15 protein-coding genes are annotated in these 16,532 nt (G+C 28.2%); 8 read left to right on the top strand and 7 right to left on the bottom strand.

Translation table 11 applies throughout. The features are described 5' to 3' along the window. Window positions 1–9: 9 nt before the first annotated feature. Window positions 10–381 carry a hypothetical protein gene (locus IPM32_03680; protein ID MBK8944352.1) on the bottom strand — a complete coding sequence of 124 codons (372 nt, stop codon included), beginning with the start codon at window positions 379–381 and terminating at the stop codon, window positions 10–12. A 3-nt stretch (window positions 382–384) separates the two neighbouring features. Next, entirely contained in the window at window positions 385–1,149 is a 765-nt protein-coding gene (locus tag IPM32_03675; protein ID MBK8944351.1) for an SDR family NAD(P)-dependent oxidoreductase, read from the bottom strand. Between the two features lie 224 nt (window positions 1,150–1,373). Between IPM32_03675 and IPM32_03670 the strand changes: the two genes are divergently transcribed. The 6 genes from IPM32_03670 to hslU all read left to right on the top strand — a co-directional run bounded on the left by IPM32_03670 (window position 1,374) and on the right by hslU (window position 8,030). Then, window positions 1,374–1,937, top strand: coding sequence for a DUF3109 family protein (locus tag IPM32_03670; GenBank protein MBK8944350.1), 564 nt, complete (start codon window positions 1,374–1,376; stop codon window positions 1,935–1,937). Between the two features lie 2 nt (window positions 1,938–1,939). Then, on the top strand, window positions 1,940–3,400 hold the full coding sequence (rpoN, locus tag IPM32_03665; GenBank protein ID MBK8944349.1) for an RNA polymerase factor sigma-54: 1,461 nt from the start codon (window positions 1,940–1,942) through the stop codon (window positions 3,398–3,400). A gap of 137 nt (window positions 3,401–3,537) precedes the next feature. Then, the gene (locus IPM32_03660) at window positions 3,538–4,161 is read left to right on the top strand and encodes an isoprenylcysteine carboxylmethyltransferase family protein (GenBank protein MBK8944348.1); all 624 of its coding nucleotides are present in this window, start codon (window positions 3,538–3,540) and stop codon (window positions 4,159–4,161) included. A 15-nt stretch (window positions 4,162–4,176) separates the two neighbouring features. Then, the gene (locus IPM32_03655) at window positions 4,177–5,997 is read left to right on the top strand and encodes a peptidyl-prolyl cis-trans isomerase (protein MBK8944347.1); all 1,821 of its coding nucleotides are present in this window, start codon (window positions 4,177–4,179) and stop codon (window positions 5,995–5,997) included. A gap of 98 nt (window positions 5,998–6,095) precedes the next feature. After that, complete coding sequence (hslV, locus tag IPM32_03650; protein ID MBK8944346.1) at window positions 6,096–6,650, top strand: ATP-dependent protease subunit HslV; 555 nt, start codon at window positions 6,096–6,098, stop codon at window positions 6,648–6,650. Between the two features lie 18 nt (window positions 6,651–6,668). Further along, window positions 6,669–8,030, top strand: a complete 1,362-nt coding sequence (gene hslU / locus IPM32_03645) for an ATP-dependent protease ATPase subunit HslU (protein ID MBK8944345.1) — start codon at window positions 6,669–6,671, stop codon at window positions 8,028–8,030. Window positions 8,031–8,094: 64 nt separating this feature from the next. Here hslU and IPM32_03640 read toward each other — a convergent pair whose 3' ends face one another. The 5 genes from IPM32_03640 to IPM32_03620 form a co-directional block, all read right to left on the bottom strand. Next, a complete protein-coding gene (locus tag IPM32_03640) occupies window positions 8,095–8,970 on the bottom strand; it encodes a DUF3667 domain-containing protein (GenBank protein ID MBK8944344.1) in 876 nt (291 codons plus the stop codon). 113 nt (window positions 8,971–9,083) lie between these two features. Continuing rightward, window positions 9,084–10,433, bottom strand: a complete 1,350-nt coding sequence (gene radA, locus IPM32_03635; protein ID MBK8944343.1) for a DNA repair protein RadA — start codon at window positions 10,431–10,433, stop codon at window positions 9,084–9,086. A gap of 4 nt (window positions 10,434–10,437) precedes the next feature. Beyond that, complete coding sequence (locus tag IPM32_03630; protein MBK8944342.1) at window positions 10,438–11,169, bottom strand: ABC transporter ATP-binding protein; 732 nt, start codon at window positions 11,167–11,169, stop codon at window positions 10,438–10,440. A 123-nt stretch (window positions 11,170–11,292) separates the two neighbouring features. After that, a complete protein-coding gene (locus IPM32_03625; GenBank protein ID MBK8944341.1) occupies window positions 11,293–13,239 on the bottom strand; it encodes a cache domain-containing protein in 1,947 nt (648 codons plus the stop codon). A gap of 135 nt (window positions 13,240–13,374) precedes the next feature. Next, window positions 13,375–14,163: a hypothetical protein gene (locus IPM32_03620; protein MBK8944340.1), complete on the bottom strand. Its 789-nt coding sequence runs from the start codon at window positions 14,161–14,163 to the stop codon at window positions 13,375–13,377. A 143-nt stretch (window positions 14,164–14,306) separates the two neighbouring features. Between IPM32_03620 and IPM32_03615 the strand changes: the two genes are divergently transcribed. Continuing rightward, on the top strand, window positions 14,307–15,845 hold the full coding sequence (locus IPM32_03615; GenBank protein ID MBK8944339.1) for a HAMP domain-containing histidine kinase: 1,539 nt from the start codon (window positions 14,307–14,309) through the stop codon (window positions 15,843–15,845). Continuing rightward, window positions 15,842–16,531, top strand: coding sequence for a response regulator transcription factor (locus IPM32_03610; GenBank protein ID MBK8944338.1), 690 nt, complete (start codon window positions 15,842–15,844; stop codon window positions 16,529–16,531). The genes IPM32_03615 and IPM32_03610 overlap by 4 nt, the downstream gene beginning before the upstream one ends. Window position 16,532: the final 1 nt, after the last annotated feature.

Genomic DNA, 16,532 nt, shown 5'->3' with positions numbered 1-16,532 from the left:
GTAAAAAAGTTATAAAGTAGGATAAATATAAATTCCCACTCCAATCAAAAATCCAATAAAAAATAATACTGATGTAATATTTTTTAATCCGAAAAAATAAATTTGCTGAAGTGATCTAAAAAACCAGAAGAAAGAAATCAATCTTAAAATTGAATTGCCAAGTTGAGTTGTAACTAATTCTTTTGCGTAAAAAAATGATAAAAATGCAAAAATTATAAAAACAAAAGTTATAGATAGATTTAAAATCTGCAAAATATTTCCGTTTACAAAATTCATTCGTTTTAATTCTTTATTCCATTTGAAAATTTTCCAAAATAATAAATGAAAAGTTGCAAAAGCTAAATTGTAAAATCCGCCGATTAAAATAATTGTGTTTTCCATATTTTACTTTTTATTTTTTTCGACAAATATTGTTTCTAATTTTTCGTAAATCCATGTGGGAATTAAAGGAATCAATCTTGTTAAAATTACCAACTGCCAAGGGAATTGAATCATTCTTTTTTCTTTTTCTATTCCGTTAATTATAATTTTTGCTGCATTATCCACACTCATCATAAACGGCATTTTAAATTCATTTTTATCTGTCATTGGAGTTTTTACAAAACCCGGACGAACTGTTAATACTTTCACATTATATTTATTTAATTCCGTTCTCAAGCCTTCAAGATAAATTGTTGCAGCAGCTTTGCTTGCTGAGTAAAATCCGCTTTTGGAATATCCTTTGGAATCTGCAAGACTTGAAACTCCGACAATAATTCCATTTTTTCTTTTAATAAATTCCGGCAAAATTTGTTCAACCCAATAAATAATTCCAAAAATATTTGCGCCAAAAATTTTTTCTGCAGCTTCTGAATTATATTCTTCAACCGGCATTCTTACTGAATATCCGGCGTTTAAAATTGCAACATCAATTTTCCCAAATTTTTCTAAAATTTTTTGATAAGTAATTTTAACATCATCTTTTTTACTTACATCACATTTTAAAATTTTGAGATTTTCATTTTCCGAAAAATTTTCTTTCAGCAAATTTTCTCTTCTTGCAACCAAAACAAGTTTAACATTTTTCTTAACAATTAATTGATGAGCAATTTCTTTTCCAATTCCGGTAGAAGCGCCGGTTAATAAAACTACTTTGTTTTCAAAATTCATAATTGAGTATTTTTTTTGATTTGTAAATTTAAGAATTTTAGTAAATACAAAACTTATGTAGGCTAGTGGAAATCAATAAATTAATTTTTTCGATTTGAATCAATAATTAAATAAAAAGGATTCAAGCCTTATTTCCAAATGTTATAAGAAATTATTTGAAGAATTAAAACTTTACAAGTAAAGCTTTTTTCATTATCTTAGCAAAAATTATTCCAAATTTTAATATGATTGATTTCGAAAATATTGATAATGTTTTAGTAAGCAGAGAAATTCTAAAAACTCAGTTTACTTGCAATTTAGAAGTTTGCAAAGGCGCATGCTGTACTATGAAAAGTGAATACGGTGCTCCTTTAAAGAAAGAGGAAATTGCCGAAATTGATGAAATTTTGGATATTGTTAAAACATATTTACCCTCAAAAAATATTAAAGAAATTGAAAAAAATGGATTTTGGGAAGAAAAACACAATGAATTTATGACACGAAGTGTTGGGAAAAAAGATTGCGTTTTTGTTTTTTACGAAGGTGATGTTGCAAAATGTTCAATTGAAAAAGCTTATTATGATGGAAAAGTAAAATTTATTAAACCAATTTCTTGTCATTTATTTCCAATTAGAGTTGCAGATTTTGGCGGAGACGTTTTAAAATATGAAAAATACGATGTATGTGATCCAGCATTAGAAAAAGGAAAAAAAACTAAATTATCAATTTTGGAATTTTGCGAAAAACCAATTAAAAGGGCATATAATTCTGAATTTTTCAATAAACTAAAGATTCTTAACGGAAAATAATTATGTTATCATTGCAGCAAAAACTTTCACTACAGCAAAAATTATCACCTCAGCAAATTCAATATCAAAAATTATTGCAGTTAAATACGTTAGCGTTGGAACAAAGAATTAAAACCGAGTTGGAATTAAATCCAATTTTGGAAGAAACTTTGGAAGATGAAATTGAGTTAACACAAGAGCAAGAAGAAAATTCCAGCGATGATGAAAATCAAGAAGATGAAATTGAGTTAAACAAAGATGATGAATTTGATGTTGAAGATTATATGAATGACGGTGATTTGGATAATGATAGAATTAATAAAAGTCCGGATGATGAAGATAACCGACCGATTGCTCCCGCAAAAGTTTCGCAAACCGAAAAATTGTTAGATCAATTACATATTTTAAATTTGCCGGAAGAGCAAATTATTTTAGGCGAAGTAATAATAGGAAGCCTTTCCAAAGATGGATATTTTAGAGAAGATTTAAATAAAATTGTTGAAGATTTAAAACTTTTTGAACACGTTGAAGTATGTTTGGAAGATGCAGAAAAAGTTTTGAAAATGATTCAACTTTTTGATCCGATTGGAATTGCCGCAAGAGATTTGCAAGAATGTTTGTTAATTCAAATTAGAAATTCTTCTTACGATCCGTATTATTCATATTTAGCAGAAAAAATTCTGAGCGAAAATTATACAGATTTTGTTAACAAAAGATTTGATGCAATTCAAACAAAAATGAATTTAACAAGAGAAACGTTAAAATCTACTTTAGATTTAATTCACAAATTAAATCCTAAGCCCGGTGCAAGCGCACTTGAATCAGAGGAAGCAAATCAAATTACTCCAGATTTTATTATAGAAAAAGTTGATGATGATTATGTAATTACTTTAAATGATAAAAGTATGCCTTCGGTAACAATCAGCTCTACATATTTAGAAATGATTGACGGAAAAAAAAGAAAAAGAAAAGTAACTCCGCGTGAAAAAGAAACACATCAATTTTTACGTGAAAAGTTTGAATCTGCAAAATGGTTTATCGCTTCAATTCAGCAGAGAAGAGAAACTTTAATGAAAATTATGCGCTCAATTTTCGAAAAACAATATGCATTTTTTGAAGGCGGACCAAAATTTTTGCGACCGATGATTTACAAAGATATTGCCGATGAAATTATGATGGATATTTCTACAATTTCAAGAGTTGTAAACGGAAAATATGTTCAAAGTCCGGTTGGAATTCATGAACTAAAATATTTCTTCAGCGAGGGACTTTCTACAGATGACGGCGATGAAGTTTCTAACAAACATATTAGAATTTTAATAAAAGAAATTTGTGATTCTGAGCCAAAAGGCAAACCTCATAGTGATGAAAAAATTGCAAAAATTCTTGTTGATAAAGGAATTCATATTGCAAGAAGAACGGTTGCAAAATATCGCGAGCAATTACAAATTCCGGTTGCACGATTAAGAAAAGAATTGAGATAAAAAATTAGAATAATTGAAAAAAAGTTATCATTGCGGGGAGTTTTTTTCCGAAGCAATCATTTTTATCTTAGGATTGATTCACATCAAATAAGAATTGGCGTTTGCAATGACAAGGCAAAGGTTTTGAAAATTTTTTTATGAATTACATTTTTGATGTTCTGATTATAATTTTTCTTTTCTCTCTTTTTGCAATTTCACACTCCATATTAGCAGCATTTGATGTTAAGAAAAAAATTACCGAAAAAGTTGGAAACAAAATTGCTTTCTATAGATTTTTTTACAATATAACTTCAGTAATATTTTTTGTTGCAATTTATTACATTTCACCAAAACCCAACGTAAAAATTTACGACTTACAATTTCCGTACGATCTCATTATTTTTACAATTCAATTTATTGGAATTATTGGATTATTTTGGACTTCATCTTTTCTTAATTTGAAAGAATTTATTGGCATAAATCAAATTAAAAGATATTTCCAAAATAATTACACAACAGAAAATTTAGATGAAAATCATGAACTTATTATAGAAGGTCCGTTTAAGTTTTCGCGTCATCCAATTTATTTTTTTACAATAATTGTTTTAGGTTTTCGATCAACAATGGATTTATTTTACTTAATATTTTTCATAAGTATGGTAATTTATTTTTATATCGGATCTGAATATGAAGAAAAAAACTTAGAAAAACGTTATGGAGATTCGTATCTAAATTATAAATCAAAAGTTCCTAAAATATTTCCAAATCCATTTAAAAATTAATTCTAAAATTCCTTTATGAAAAAAAATCTGCTAATAATCATTTTCATTTCATTTACTTTAAATATTTATTCGCAAAAACAAGAAGAAATATTAGCAAAAGTTGGTGATAAAATTATAACAGCAGAAGAATTTAAATACCGTTTTGAATTTACTCCGCAGATAAAAAGAAAAAATTCAGAAAAAGGAATTCAGAAAGCTAAAGAAGAATTGTTATACACATTAATTGCAGAAAAACTTTTAGCAATTGAAGCGGAAAAAATTGGTTACGATTCAACTGCTTCAATGAAGATGAATTACATCCCAATGGAAAAAATGCATGTTAGAGATGCATTGTATAAAAAAGAAATTAAAAATAAAGTTTTGCTGAATAAAGAAAAATTTGAACAAGGAATTTCTCTTGCAAATAAAAAATATTTTGTTGATTACATTTATACACAAAGTAAAGATGCAATTGATATTGCTTACAATGAATTAAAAGATTCTAAAAATTATGATTCGACTGCCGCACTTTTGAAGAATGTGGAATTTGTTAATGAACCTTACGAAGTTACTTACGGCAAAATGGCAATTGAACCGGAAACTGCTATATTCTCGCTTGAACTAAATCAATTTACTGCTCCGCAGCAATCACCGGAAGGTTGGTACATTTTTAGACTGATAAATAAATCCACTGCAAATTATAAATCTTTTGAAGATAAAGTTACACTTGTTGAAAAAACAGTAAAAAATAGAAATGAAGATTCTCTTTATGATTCATTTCTTTATAATTATTTAAAAGATAAAAAAGTTACAACTGACGGAAACCTTTTCTGGTATTTGGTTGATTCGCTGCAACCTTTGGTAGAATCCGTAAAAATAAAAAACAAAATTGCTGAAAATGAAAAAATTCAAATAAGCGATGATGATTTTATAAAATTTAGAAATTCGCTCAACCCAGATTCACTTAACAAAATTTTCATAAAGTTTGAAAAAAATCCGCTTACTCTAAATGATTTTTTGGATGAATTTATGTTTGAAGGATTTTATACATTTTCCTCTGAAATAAATTACATAGCTGAACATTTGAACCAAAGAGTAAAACGCAATATTGAAATGGAATTGTTAACGCGCTATGGATATGAATTAGGATTAGAAAATTTAAATGAAGTAAAATCTGATACAGAAATTTGGAAGAATAATTATCTGGCAACTTTATATAGAAAAGATTTAGTACTGGAAACAAAGAATAATTTTAAACAAGAAAATTTTACATTGCAAAATGATTCTGTTTTTGTGGAAACAAAATTTAAAATTATTGAAATACTTACTGATAGTTTAGAGATTATTCAACAAGCTTTAACAATTGCTGATGATACAAATGAATTAAAAAAGTTTACAGAAATTCACACGCAAAGAGATTCTGTTAAAAATAAAGGTGGAGAGTTTGAATATTTTTCTCAATCAGAATTTGGTGAAATTGGAAAAATTGTTTCCACAATGGAAATTGGCGATGTTTACGGTCCGCTTCAAATCGAAGGAAAATACTCTCTTTTTAAATTGACTGATAAAAATGAAATTAAGATTGAAAACTCAAATGCTGATATTTCAAAAAATAATAGAGAAAATATTTTATACAAAAAAGCTTTGGAAAATTTAGAAAATAAAACAGTTGAGCTAGCAGAAAAATATGGAATTTCCGTAAATGAAAAACTGCTGAATTCTTTGAAATTAAATAATGTTCAAATGATGGTTGTAAGATATATGGGTTTTGGCGGATCAATATTAGCATTTCCGTATGTTTCACCTTTCTATAATTGGAAAGAAAAATTGGAACAAAAACAGAAAGAACCATTATAAAGTAAATCACTTTTATATTTATTTTGTAGCCGTAGACTTTGGTCTGCGGAAATATTGAAAATAAACACTGGCTAAAATCAGCGACTACATGGTAAAAATTGGAGAAAAAATTGGAAAGAAAAATTAGATCAACAACAGTTCTAGGCGTAATTCATAATGGAGTTGCGGCACTTGGTGGAGACGGACAAGTAACACTCGGCAATACAGTTATGAAACACAATTCCATGAAAATAAGAAAATTATTAGATGGAAAAGTTTTAGTAGGATTTGCTGGCTCAGCTGCAGATGCATTTACACTTCTTGGAAAATTTGAAGAGAAATTAGATCAGTACAGAGGAAATGTTGAACGCGCAGTTGTTGAATTGGCGAAAGATTGGAGAACCGATAAATATTTAAGAAAACTCGAGGCTTTACTTGCGGTGGTTTCTGCAGATAAAACTTTTGTAGTTTCCGGAACCGGAGATGTAATTGAACCGGATGATAAAATAATTGCAATAGGTTCGGGTGGAATGTACGCTTTATCAGCTGCTAAAATGCTGGTTAAGTATAGTAGTCTTTCTGCAGATGAAATTGTGAAAGAAGCATTAAAAGTTGCCTCGGAAATTTGCATTTACACCAACGATAAAATTAATGTTGAAACTATAGGGAAATAAATAGTGAAAAAAGAAAAATTGAAAAATTTGACACCGTCACAAATAGTAAATGAACTTAACAAATATATAATTGGACAAGATGATGCAAAACGCGCTGTTGCAATTGCATTAAGAAACAGATGGAGAAGACAGCAAGTAGGCGAAGGACTTAAAGAGGAAATTATGCCGAATAATATTATTCTTATTGGTCCAACCGGAGTGGGAAAAACAGAAATTGCAAGAAGATTGGCAAAACTTACCGGTGCTCCGTTTTACAAAGTTGAAGCTTCAAAATTTACTGAAGTTGGTTACGTTGGAAGAGATGTTGAATCAATGATCAGAGATTTAACTGAGCTTGCTGTAAATATGGTTAAAGCTGAACAAACCGAATTGGTTCAAGAAAAGGCAAATAATTTAACAGAAGAAAAAATTTTGGATTTACTAATTCCTCCAGTAAAAACAACTGTTAAAACAAACAATGAAATTGAAAATGGTGAAAATGAAGAAATAATTCGTAATGAAAAAACAAGAGAATGGATGCGTGAGAAATTAAAGAAAGGAGAACTTGATGATAAACTTATTGAGTTTGATACAACGACCGCTGCTGTGGGAATGCAAGTTGTCGGTCCATTTGGTATGGATGATATGGGAATGAATATTCAAGAAATAATTGGCAGCATGCTTCCTAAAAAGAAAAAGAAAAGAAAAACTACAATTAAAGAAGCAAGAAAAGTAATTGCTCAAGAAGAAGCTCAAAAATTAATTGATATGGATAATGTGCAAAAAGAAGCTGTTAGAAGAGTTGAAGAAACCGGAATAATTTTTCTTGATGAAATTGATAAAATTGCCGGAAATAAAGGTTCGCATAGTGGTCCGGATGTTTCCAGAGAAGGTGTTCAGAGAGATCTTCTTCCAATTGTTGAAGGTTCAACGGTTAACACAAAATACGGTCCGGTAAAAACAGATCACATTTTATTTTTAGCTTCCGGTGCGTTTCATGTATCAAAACCATCTGATTTAATTCCGGAATTACAAGGAAGATTTCCAATTCGTGTCGAACTAAAAAGTTTAACCGAAGCAGATTTTATTAAAATACTTACAATTCCGCAAAACGCATTGCTAAAACAATACGCTGCACTTTTAGAAACTGAAAATGTGGAAATTGTTTTTGAAGATTCCGCAATTAAAGAAATTGCTAAAACCGCTACAATAGTAAATGAAGAAGTTGAAAATATTGGTGCACGCAGACTTCATACAATTTTAACAACTTTACTTGAAGATATTTTATTTGATGTTCCCGATAAAATGCCGGAAGGAAAAGTTTCTATTTCCGGAGAAATGGTAAATGAAAAACTTGATAAGATTGTTAAGAATAGAGATTTGAGCAAGTATATTCTATAATTTTTTCTTGCATTATTTACAATTCCAAAACTAATAAATTTAATGCCGGTTTTATCCGGCATTCTTAAATACTTGCCATTGCCAAAAAAGTTAATATTAGAAATGTTGGCAACAATGAGAATAAATATAATATGATCAAAAGTAAAAATTTAAGTGATGATTTAAGAATTGATTGCTGATAAAAATTAATTAATGAAAAAAATAGATAGATTAGAATTAGAAGGAAGAGACCAAAAATTATATACGTGTTAGGAATGAAAACCGAAATTATTAGTACAATAAATATAAATGTATGAATGTGAAGTGAGAAAACCAGATGCTCAATATAAAGTATTTTCTTTCTAACATATAATAGTTTTAGGAATAATGCAAAAAGAGGGAGCAAAATAAACATTACTTTCGGAATTTGATTTACAAATTCCTTCCAAAATATAGCCGAACTTTCTTTACCAAAACTTGCTAAGTATTTTGATTTATTATTGAAATATCTAACAAGTGCATTATTATTTTCTTTGTCTTTACCAATTGAAAATTTGAAGCCCGGACCTTCAACAACAACTTCTTTTTTATTTTTTGTTGAGTCAATTGAATAAGAAATCTCAGTATTTAGTCCCTTATCAATCCTTTTAGTAAGTAAATCTGTTGAATCCACAATTGATTCATTAACAATAGTTGAATCTTTTGGATTATTACTAAATTTATTATAATCCATTTTTGTATTAAAAGAAACAAGAAAAAAGAATACAAAGGTTGTGAATATATATAATCGTAAAGGTAAAATATAACTGACTCTTTTTCCATTTAGATACTCTCTAGTTAAATGTCCTGGTTTTATAATCAGTGGAATTAAGCTTCTGAAAAATTTCGAATCGAATGTAAAATAATCACCTAAGAAATCATTAGTTAACTGTTTGAATGTTAATTTTTTATCAGTGTTCAATTGTCCGCAGTTAGGACAATAGTTTGCAAAATCAATATCTTTGTGGCAATTCAAGCAGTGCTTAGATTTATTTAACTTCATATTCAAATCAAATTATTGTATGAATTTATAAATTAGAATAAAATTTTTTCTATTGCATCAGAAATATTTTTAATAGGGATTAAATTTATATTTGTCTTACTTTTTATTGATTTGATATTATTATTAGGCACAATTACATTTTCAAATCCCAATTTTTCTGCCTCTTGAATTCTTTTTTCAATATGACTAATGCTTCTTATTTCTCCGCCTAAACCAACTTCGCCTAGAACAACCAAATTACTTTTTACTGCTTGATTTTTAAGACTGGAAACAACTGCAGCACAGACCGCTAAATCAATTGCTGGTTCATCAATCTTTAATCCGCCGGCAATATTTAAAAATACATTTTGAGTAGAGAGTTTTAATCCAGCTCGTTTTTCTAAAACAGCTAATAAAATAGAAAGTCGGCGGTAATCAAATCCCGTTGTAACTCGTTGCGGATTTCCAAAATTTGTTGGTGTTACTAACGCTTGAACTTCTAATAAAACCGGGCGTGATCCTTCTATACTTGCTGTAACACAAGCACCGGTTATATTTTCATTTCTTTCGCTAAGAAAAATTTGACTTGGATTTTTTACTTCTGTTAAACCATCTTCGTGCATTTCAAAAATTCCGATTTCATTTGTATTTCCAAATCTGTTTTTCTGTGCACGTAAAATTCTATATGAATAATTTTTCTCTCCTTCAAATTGCAAAACCGTATCAACAATATGTTCTAAAACTTTTGGTCCAGCAATAAATCCTTCTTTAGTTACATGTCCAATTAATAGAACTGAAAAATTTAAAGTTTTCGCAAGCTGCATTAAATAATTAGTGCATTCTCTAATTTGAGTAACAGTTCCGGGTGCATTATCATATTCAGGTTTGAATGTTGTTTGAATTGAATCAATTATTACAACTTCAGGTTTTAGTTTATCAATTGCAGAAGTAATTACATCAAGATTTGTTTCCGATAGAATAAAAATATTCTCTTCATTCACTTTTAATCTTTTAGCGCGAAGATTAATTTGCTTTACAGATTCTTCTCCAGTTACATAAAGTACTTTTGCACTAATTGATGAAGCCGCTTGCATAACAAGTGTTGATTTTCCAATTCCCGGATCTCCACCGATTAAAACCACTGAACCAATAATTAATCCGCCGCCAAGAACTCTATCAAATTCATCTAAGTTTGTTTTTATACGAATATCTTCTTGAGAATTTATTTCACTCAATTTAAAAATATTTTCTTCACTAACTTTTTGTTTTGATTTTTTTGATTTTGTTTCAACAAATTCTTCAGAGAATGAATTCCATTCTTCGCAATTGGGACATTTTCCAAGCCAGCGTAGTGATTCATATCCGCAATTTGTGCAAATATATTTTATCGTTTGTTTTGACATTTATTTAAAATTCTGTTCGGTGAATAAAATCCTTAATAATTTTATCATCGGAATTTAATAACTGATCCGGTGTTCCTGTAAAATAAATTTTACCTTCATGAACCATTGCAATTTCATCTGCAACATTTTTTACACTGAACATATCATGAGTAACAACAATTGACGTTACGTTTAATTGGTCGGCTAAATTTTTAATAAGTTCATCAATCGAATCCGACATTATTGGATCAAGTCCGGTTGTTGGTTCATCATATAAAATATATTCCGGTTCAGTAATCAAAGCTCGTGCAAGTCCAACTCTTTTTTTCATTCCGCCAGAAAGTTCCGATGGTTTTAAATTTGTTGTATTTGGCAGATTTACCAATTCCAGCATTTTATCAATTTTAACGTCTAATTCTTTTTTAGATATTTTATATTCGTTTTCAATTATTGGTAAAGCAATATTTTCGCCAACTGTCATCGAATCAAAAAGTGCAGCACCTTGAAATAAATACCCGAATTTTCTTCTTATGCTATATAGTTCCTTTTCATTATTGGGATCAACAATTTTACCACCGACTTTTACAAATCCTTCATCCGGGAAAATTAATCCTACAATGTGTTTTAGCAAAACACTTTTTCCGCTTCCGCTTTTGCCAATAATTACACTGGTTTCACCTTCATCAATTGTTAAATTAATTCCATTTAAAACTTTTTTATCACTAAAAGATTTATGTAGATTTTTTATTTCAATCATTATTGATTATTAGTAAAGTTTATGGTTCAAATATAAAAATAACATAACACATTTTTATATTTTGTGTTAAATAAAAATCGGCTAATAAATAACCGATTTTATTTTTTTAGTTAAATCTGGAAATTAGATTTTTACAAAGGAGTTAATTTTTTTATTTCTAATAAATTCTTTTCGCATATATTCGGAATCGCTAACCTTAAATGTGGAAACCAAATTTAAAAGGACTTCGGAATTTTTTAGTAATTCTGTAATTGATTGAGAAATTTGATGAATTGCTTGTGAGTTTTCATTTGAAACTGTGGAAATTCCATTAATGTTTCTTCCTATTTGTTCGGCTGTTGTGGAGAGTTCTTCATTTGCAGTTGCTACTTGATTTATTTGTTCTTTTACATTTTCAACATTTGTTGTTATTTCTGCTAAAAGTTTTTCAAGTTCAAGAATATTTCGCATACCATCATTTACAACATTTTTAGAATTCACCATTTCCGAATTTGCTAATTGTGCATCATTTTGAACTTCTTTAATTGTTGTTGCAATTTCTTTTGTTGCCGATGCTGTACGCTCTGCCAATTTTTTAACTTCATCAGCTACAACAGCAAAACCGCGACCTTGTTCGCCAGCCCGTGCAGCTTCAATTGCGGCATTAAGAGCCAATAAATTAGTTTGTTCGGCAATTTCATTTATAACTTTTGCAATATTTCCAATTTGACTTGTTCTATTTGCTAATGATGTTATTGTTGCGGAGGTTATTTCATTTGTATCAACAATTTTTTGCATTTTAAGTTTGGATTGTTTTACTTTTTCTAATCCCGTTTGTACATGATTACTAGATTTCGTTGACGATTCAAAAGCATTTGTTGAATTATGGGAAGTTTCCAAAATTGTCTTTGTCATTTGTTCAACCGCAGTTGCTATTTCTTCAGCTTGGCTGCTTTGTTCTTGAGCACCAGCCGACATTTGTTCCATCGATGCAGAAATATCATTTGTAGAAGATGTGTTATAATTTGCCGATTCTTTTACTTTAACTAATATCGAGCTTATATTTTTAATTACTGAATTAAAACCACCGAAAAGTTTTCCAATATCATCGTTATTATTTTGGATTTCCAATGAAGTTGTTAAATCACCTTTAGAAACATTATCCATTGCACTTAACATAATTGCGGCACTTTTTGATAAATACTCAGATTTCTCTTCAGATTCTTTTTGAGATAATCTAGCGGAATTTGCTGCTTCTTCCGCTTCTTTAGATTTTTGGTTAATCTGATCTATTGAAGCCTTGATATTTTTACTCATTATATTGAAATTACTTGCAAGTTTTCCAACTTCATCATTGGAAGATATTTTTACTTCAATATTTGTTTGTCCGTTTGCAAGTTGTTCAGCAGCAATGGCTAAATCCTTAATAGGTCTTGAAATTTTAATACTACTAAATATTACAAGAATTGAAGAAACAATAGTAAGAATTCCAAATATTAAAAAAATTCTTTCTGTAATATTTGCAATTTTTTCATCCACATCATCAACATAAAGTCCGGCACCAATTATCCAATTCCAATCTTTAAAATATTTTACATAAGAAATTTTCGGAACTGGTTTTTCAAAACCCGGTTTTGGCCAATAATAATCTACGTATCCATCACCTTCTCGTTTACAAATTTTCGCCATTTCATTAAATAGATAAATTCCATTTGGATCTTTTAAATCTCTTAAAGATTTTCCATTTAATTCCGGCTTGAAAGGATGCATAATCATATTTGGATAATCATCATTTATCCAGAAATAATTATCTTCACCAAATCTTATATCTTTTATTTGATGGATTGCTTCTTTCTGAGCATCTTGAAATGTTATTTTATTTTCTTTGTAATCTTTTTCTAGATTTGAAATAATACCATATGCAACTTCAACGGCTTGTTTAATATTTTCTCTTTTGTCTTCAAGCATTGTCTGTTTAAAATTTGGTAAAATTTCTAGGAAAAGAAAAAATGTAAAAGGAATTATTGCGATTGAAGAAAGTGTTAAAATTTTTGTAAGAATATTCCAATTCTTAATTTTGAGTTTATCCATTTCCCCCCCCTTTAAAACTCTTATTAAAATAATCGTTATATTTTACTTAAAATTGAGTGAATTGGATCATTTATGAAGATGAAAATATACAAAACTGCCGAAACTTATTATTTCAGCAGTTTTGCGGAGAGTTAATTACTTTATTATTTTCTTCTTTATTATTTTTTTACCTTTATTCTCGCTTTCCATTTTTTCCAAATATTTTTCTGCATCTTCACCAATATAAGTTTCAACTTTTTCTTCACCATTTTCAAATGTTTTTACCGTTACTTTTTTAACACCATTTTCCATTTCTACATTTACATTTTTTTCGATTCTATTTTTTACTTTATCACCTTTTTCTACCCAAATTGACATTGAATCTGAATCTTCATTAATATCAATTTTCAAGTTTTCTTCTTCCATGCTTTCCAAGTATTCATCAGCATCTTTTCCTTTGTAAGTTTCAACTTTTTCTTCACCGTTTTCTTTAGTTGTAACAGTAACCGTTTTTTCACCGTTTTCATCATCGACTTTTACTTTTATTGTTTTTCTATTTTCAATTATATCAAAATCCCCATCATCATTTTTAAACATCATCATTTTGTGACCCTTACCTTTATGTTTAATTACTTTTTCTTCTCCATCCTCAGATTTCCAAATTAAAATATCTTCATCATCCAAGCCTTCAAAATCTTCAGTTAAAATTTCATCATCTTCAGATATTATTTTTATACGTTTTTTCATTTCTTGCAATTTCATTCTTTGCAATAATTTTTCAGCTTCTTTACCTTCAAAAACTACATCACCATTCTCTGTTGAGATAACAATTTTTTTTGCTTCTTTAATATTTTTTAATTTTTCTTTAAGATTTTTTTCTTGAGCTGATAAAAATGTCATTGTGATAAATATTATCAAAATTGTGATAATCGATTTAGTTTTCATTTTCACTCCTTTTGTTTATGTTATAAAAACTTCTGATGTGAAAATAAAATTTAATTTATTTTGATAATGTTAAAAGATTCTTAAATTTTGTTAAAAAATGTTAAAATCATGCAATTGATAATAGTTAACAATAATTTTACAGCATGAAAGAAAAATCGTTAAAAATAATTATTGCCTTTATAACCTTTGCTGTTATTGGATTAATTGCAATTCAATTTTATTGGATCAATCTTGCTCTGAAACTTGAAGAAGAAAAATTTAACAAAAATGTGGGAAATGCTTTGAGCGATTTGGTAAAATCAATTGAAGATAGAGAAGCGGCAAAAGTTTTAGTTAGAACAATTTCTCCTAAAAAATTAAATAAAACATATATTGATAAAAGAGTAGAAAAAAAAATAAAGCAAAAAGAATTTATTAAAAATAATGTAATGGTTTTTAACACAAATGATAGTAACGTTTTATCAATTAATGTTTCCGGGAAAAATGATTCGGATTTTACAACTATGAAAGTTGTGAAAAATATTGAGCACAAAGGAGACAGTACAATCCAAGAAACAATTGTGTGGAATGAAAATCTTGATACTTTAATACATAAAAAAACCAAAATTATTGAAAATGTTTTTGATGAGCTTGTGTTTGTGGAAAAATCTGATAATATTTTAAAAAGAATTGATGAGTCCAAAATTGATTCTCTATTAAACGATGAGCTAATAAAATATGGCATAAAAAGCAATTATGGTTTTGGAGTAATAAATAACGACAGCATAATTTTATCGAAAAATATTTTTGATAAAAATGATATTCTTAAATCAAATTACAGAATCAAACTTTTCCCAAATGATTTTATTAAAAGTCAGAATTTTCTTGTGATCGATTTTAAAAACCGTAATGTATTTTTATTCAAATCAATTTGGTGGATACTTTTAATCTCAGTAATTCTTACGTTTTTAATTATTATTCTATTTTATTTAACAATTAAAATGTTGATACGACAAAAGAAAATAACAGAAGTAAAAAATGATTTATTAAATAATATTACTCACGAATTTAAAACTCCAATATCCACAATTAGCTTGGCGGCTGATGTAATAAATGAAGAACCGGATATTGATACAAAAAAATATTCTGCAATAATTAAAAATGAATCGCAGCGACTAACAAATATGGTGGAAACAATTTTATCATCCGCAGAATTGGAAAACAGCAAGTTTGAACTAAACAAAACAAATGAAGATATTCACAAAATAATTTTTGAAGTTAGTGAAAAATATGAATTACCAATTGACAAAAAATTTGGAAAAATTATTTATGATTTAAAGGCAACCGATACAAATTTATCAGTTGATAAACTTCAAATCACAAACGCAATAAGCAACTTAATTGATAATGCAATAAAATATAATGTTGGAAATCCCGAAATTAAAATTTCTACAATGAACAGCAATTCAACTTTTGAAATTGTAATTGAGGATAATGGAATTGGGATTGATAAAAAATATCATAATAAAATTTTTGATACTTTTTATAGAATTCCTACCGGAAATATTCACGACGTAAAAGGTAATGGAATTGGACTAAGCACAGTAAAAAAAATAATTGAAGCTCATTTAGGAAAAATAATTCTTGAAAGTGAAAAAAATAAGGGATCCAAATTTATAATTAATTTGCCAAAAATAAATTGATGAAAAAGTATAAAATATTATTAGTTGAAGACGATATAAACTTGGGAAATATTTTGAGTGAATATTTATCACTAAAAAAATATGAAGTTGAACTTTACAAAAATGGTGAAGAGGGTATTGAAGCATTTAAGAAAATCAAATTTAACTTATGCATTTTAGATGTTATGATGCCGAGAAAAGATGGATTTACACTCGCAAAAGAAATTAGAGCAATAAATAAAAATATTCCGGTAATATTTTTAACTGCAAAATCAATGTTGAAAGATAAAATTGAAGGCTTCAATATTGGAGCAGATGATTATATTACAAAACCGTTTAATACTGAAGAATTAATTTTAAGAATTAATGCAGTGTTAAGAAGATCAATAAATTTGTCAAATACTGATGAAGTTTATCAAATAGGAAAATACTTATTTGATTATCAAAAGAGATTATTGAGTTTAAAAAGTAATTCAGTTTCTCTAACTTCAAAAGAAAATGAACTATTAAAATTACTTTGTGAAAATGTTAATCAAACTGTGGAAAGGGAAAGAGCACTCCCGTTAATTTGGAGAAATGATAATTATTTTACTTCTCGCAGTATGGATGTTTACATTACAAAATTGAGAAATTATCTAAAGGAAGATGAATCATTAGAAATTGTTAATGTTCACGGAATAGGTTTTAAATTGGTAATTAATTCATAAC

It is taken from the genome of Ignavibacteriota bacterium (assembly GCA_016716225.1).
GTDB lineage: Bacteria > Bacteroidota > Ignavibacteria > Ignavibacteriales > Melioribacteraceae.
Note: the sequence above shows the minus strand (reverse complement) of the source record. Positions and strands in the feature narration are given on the sequence as shown.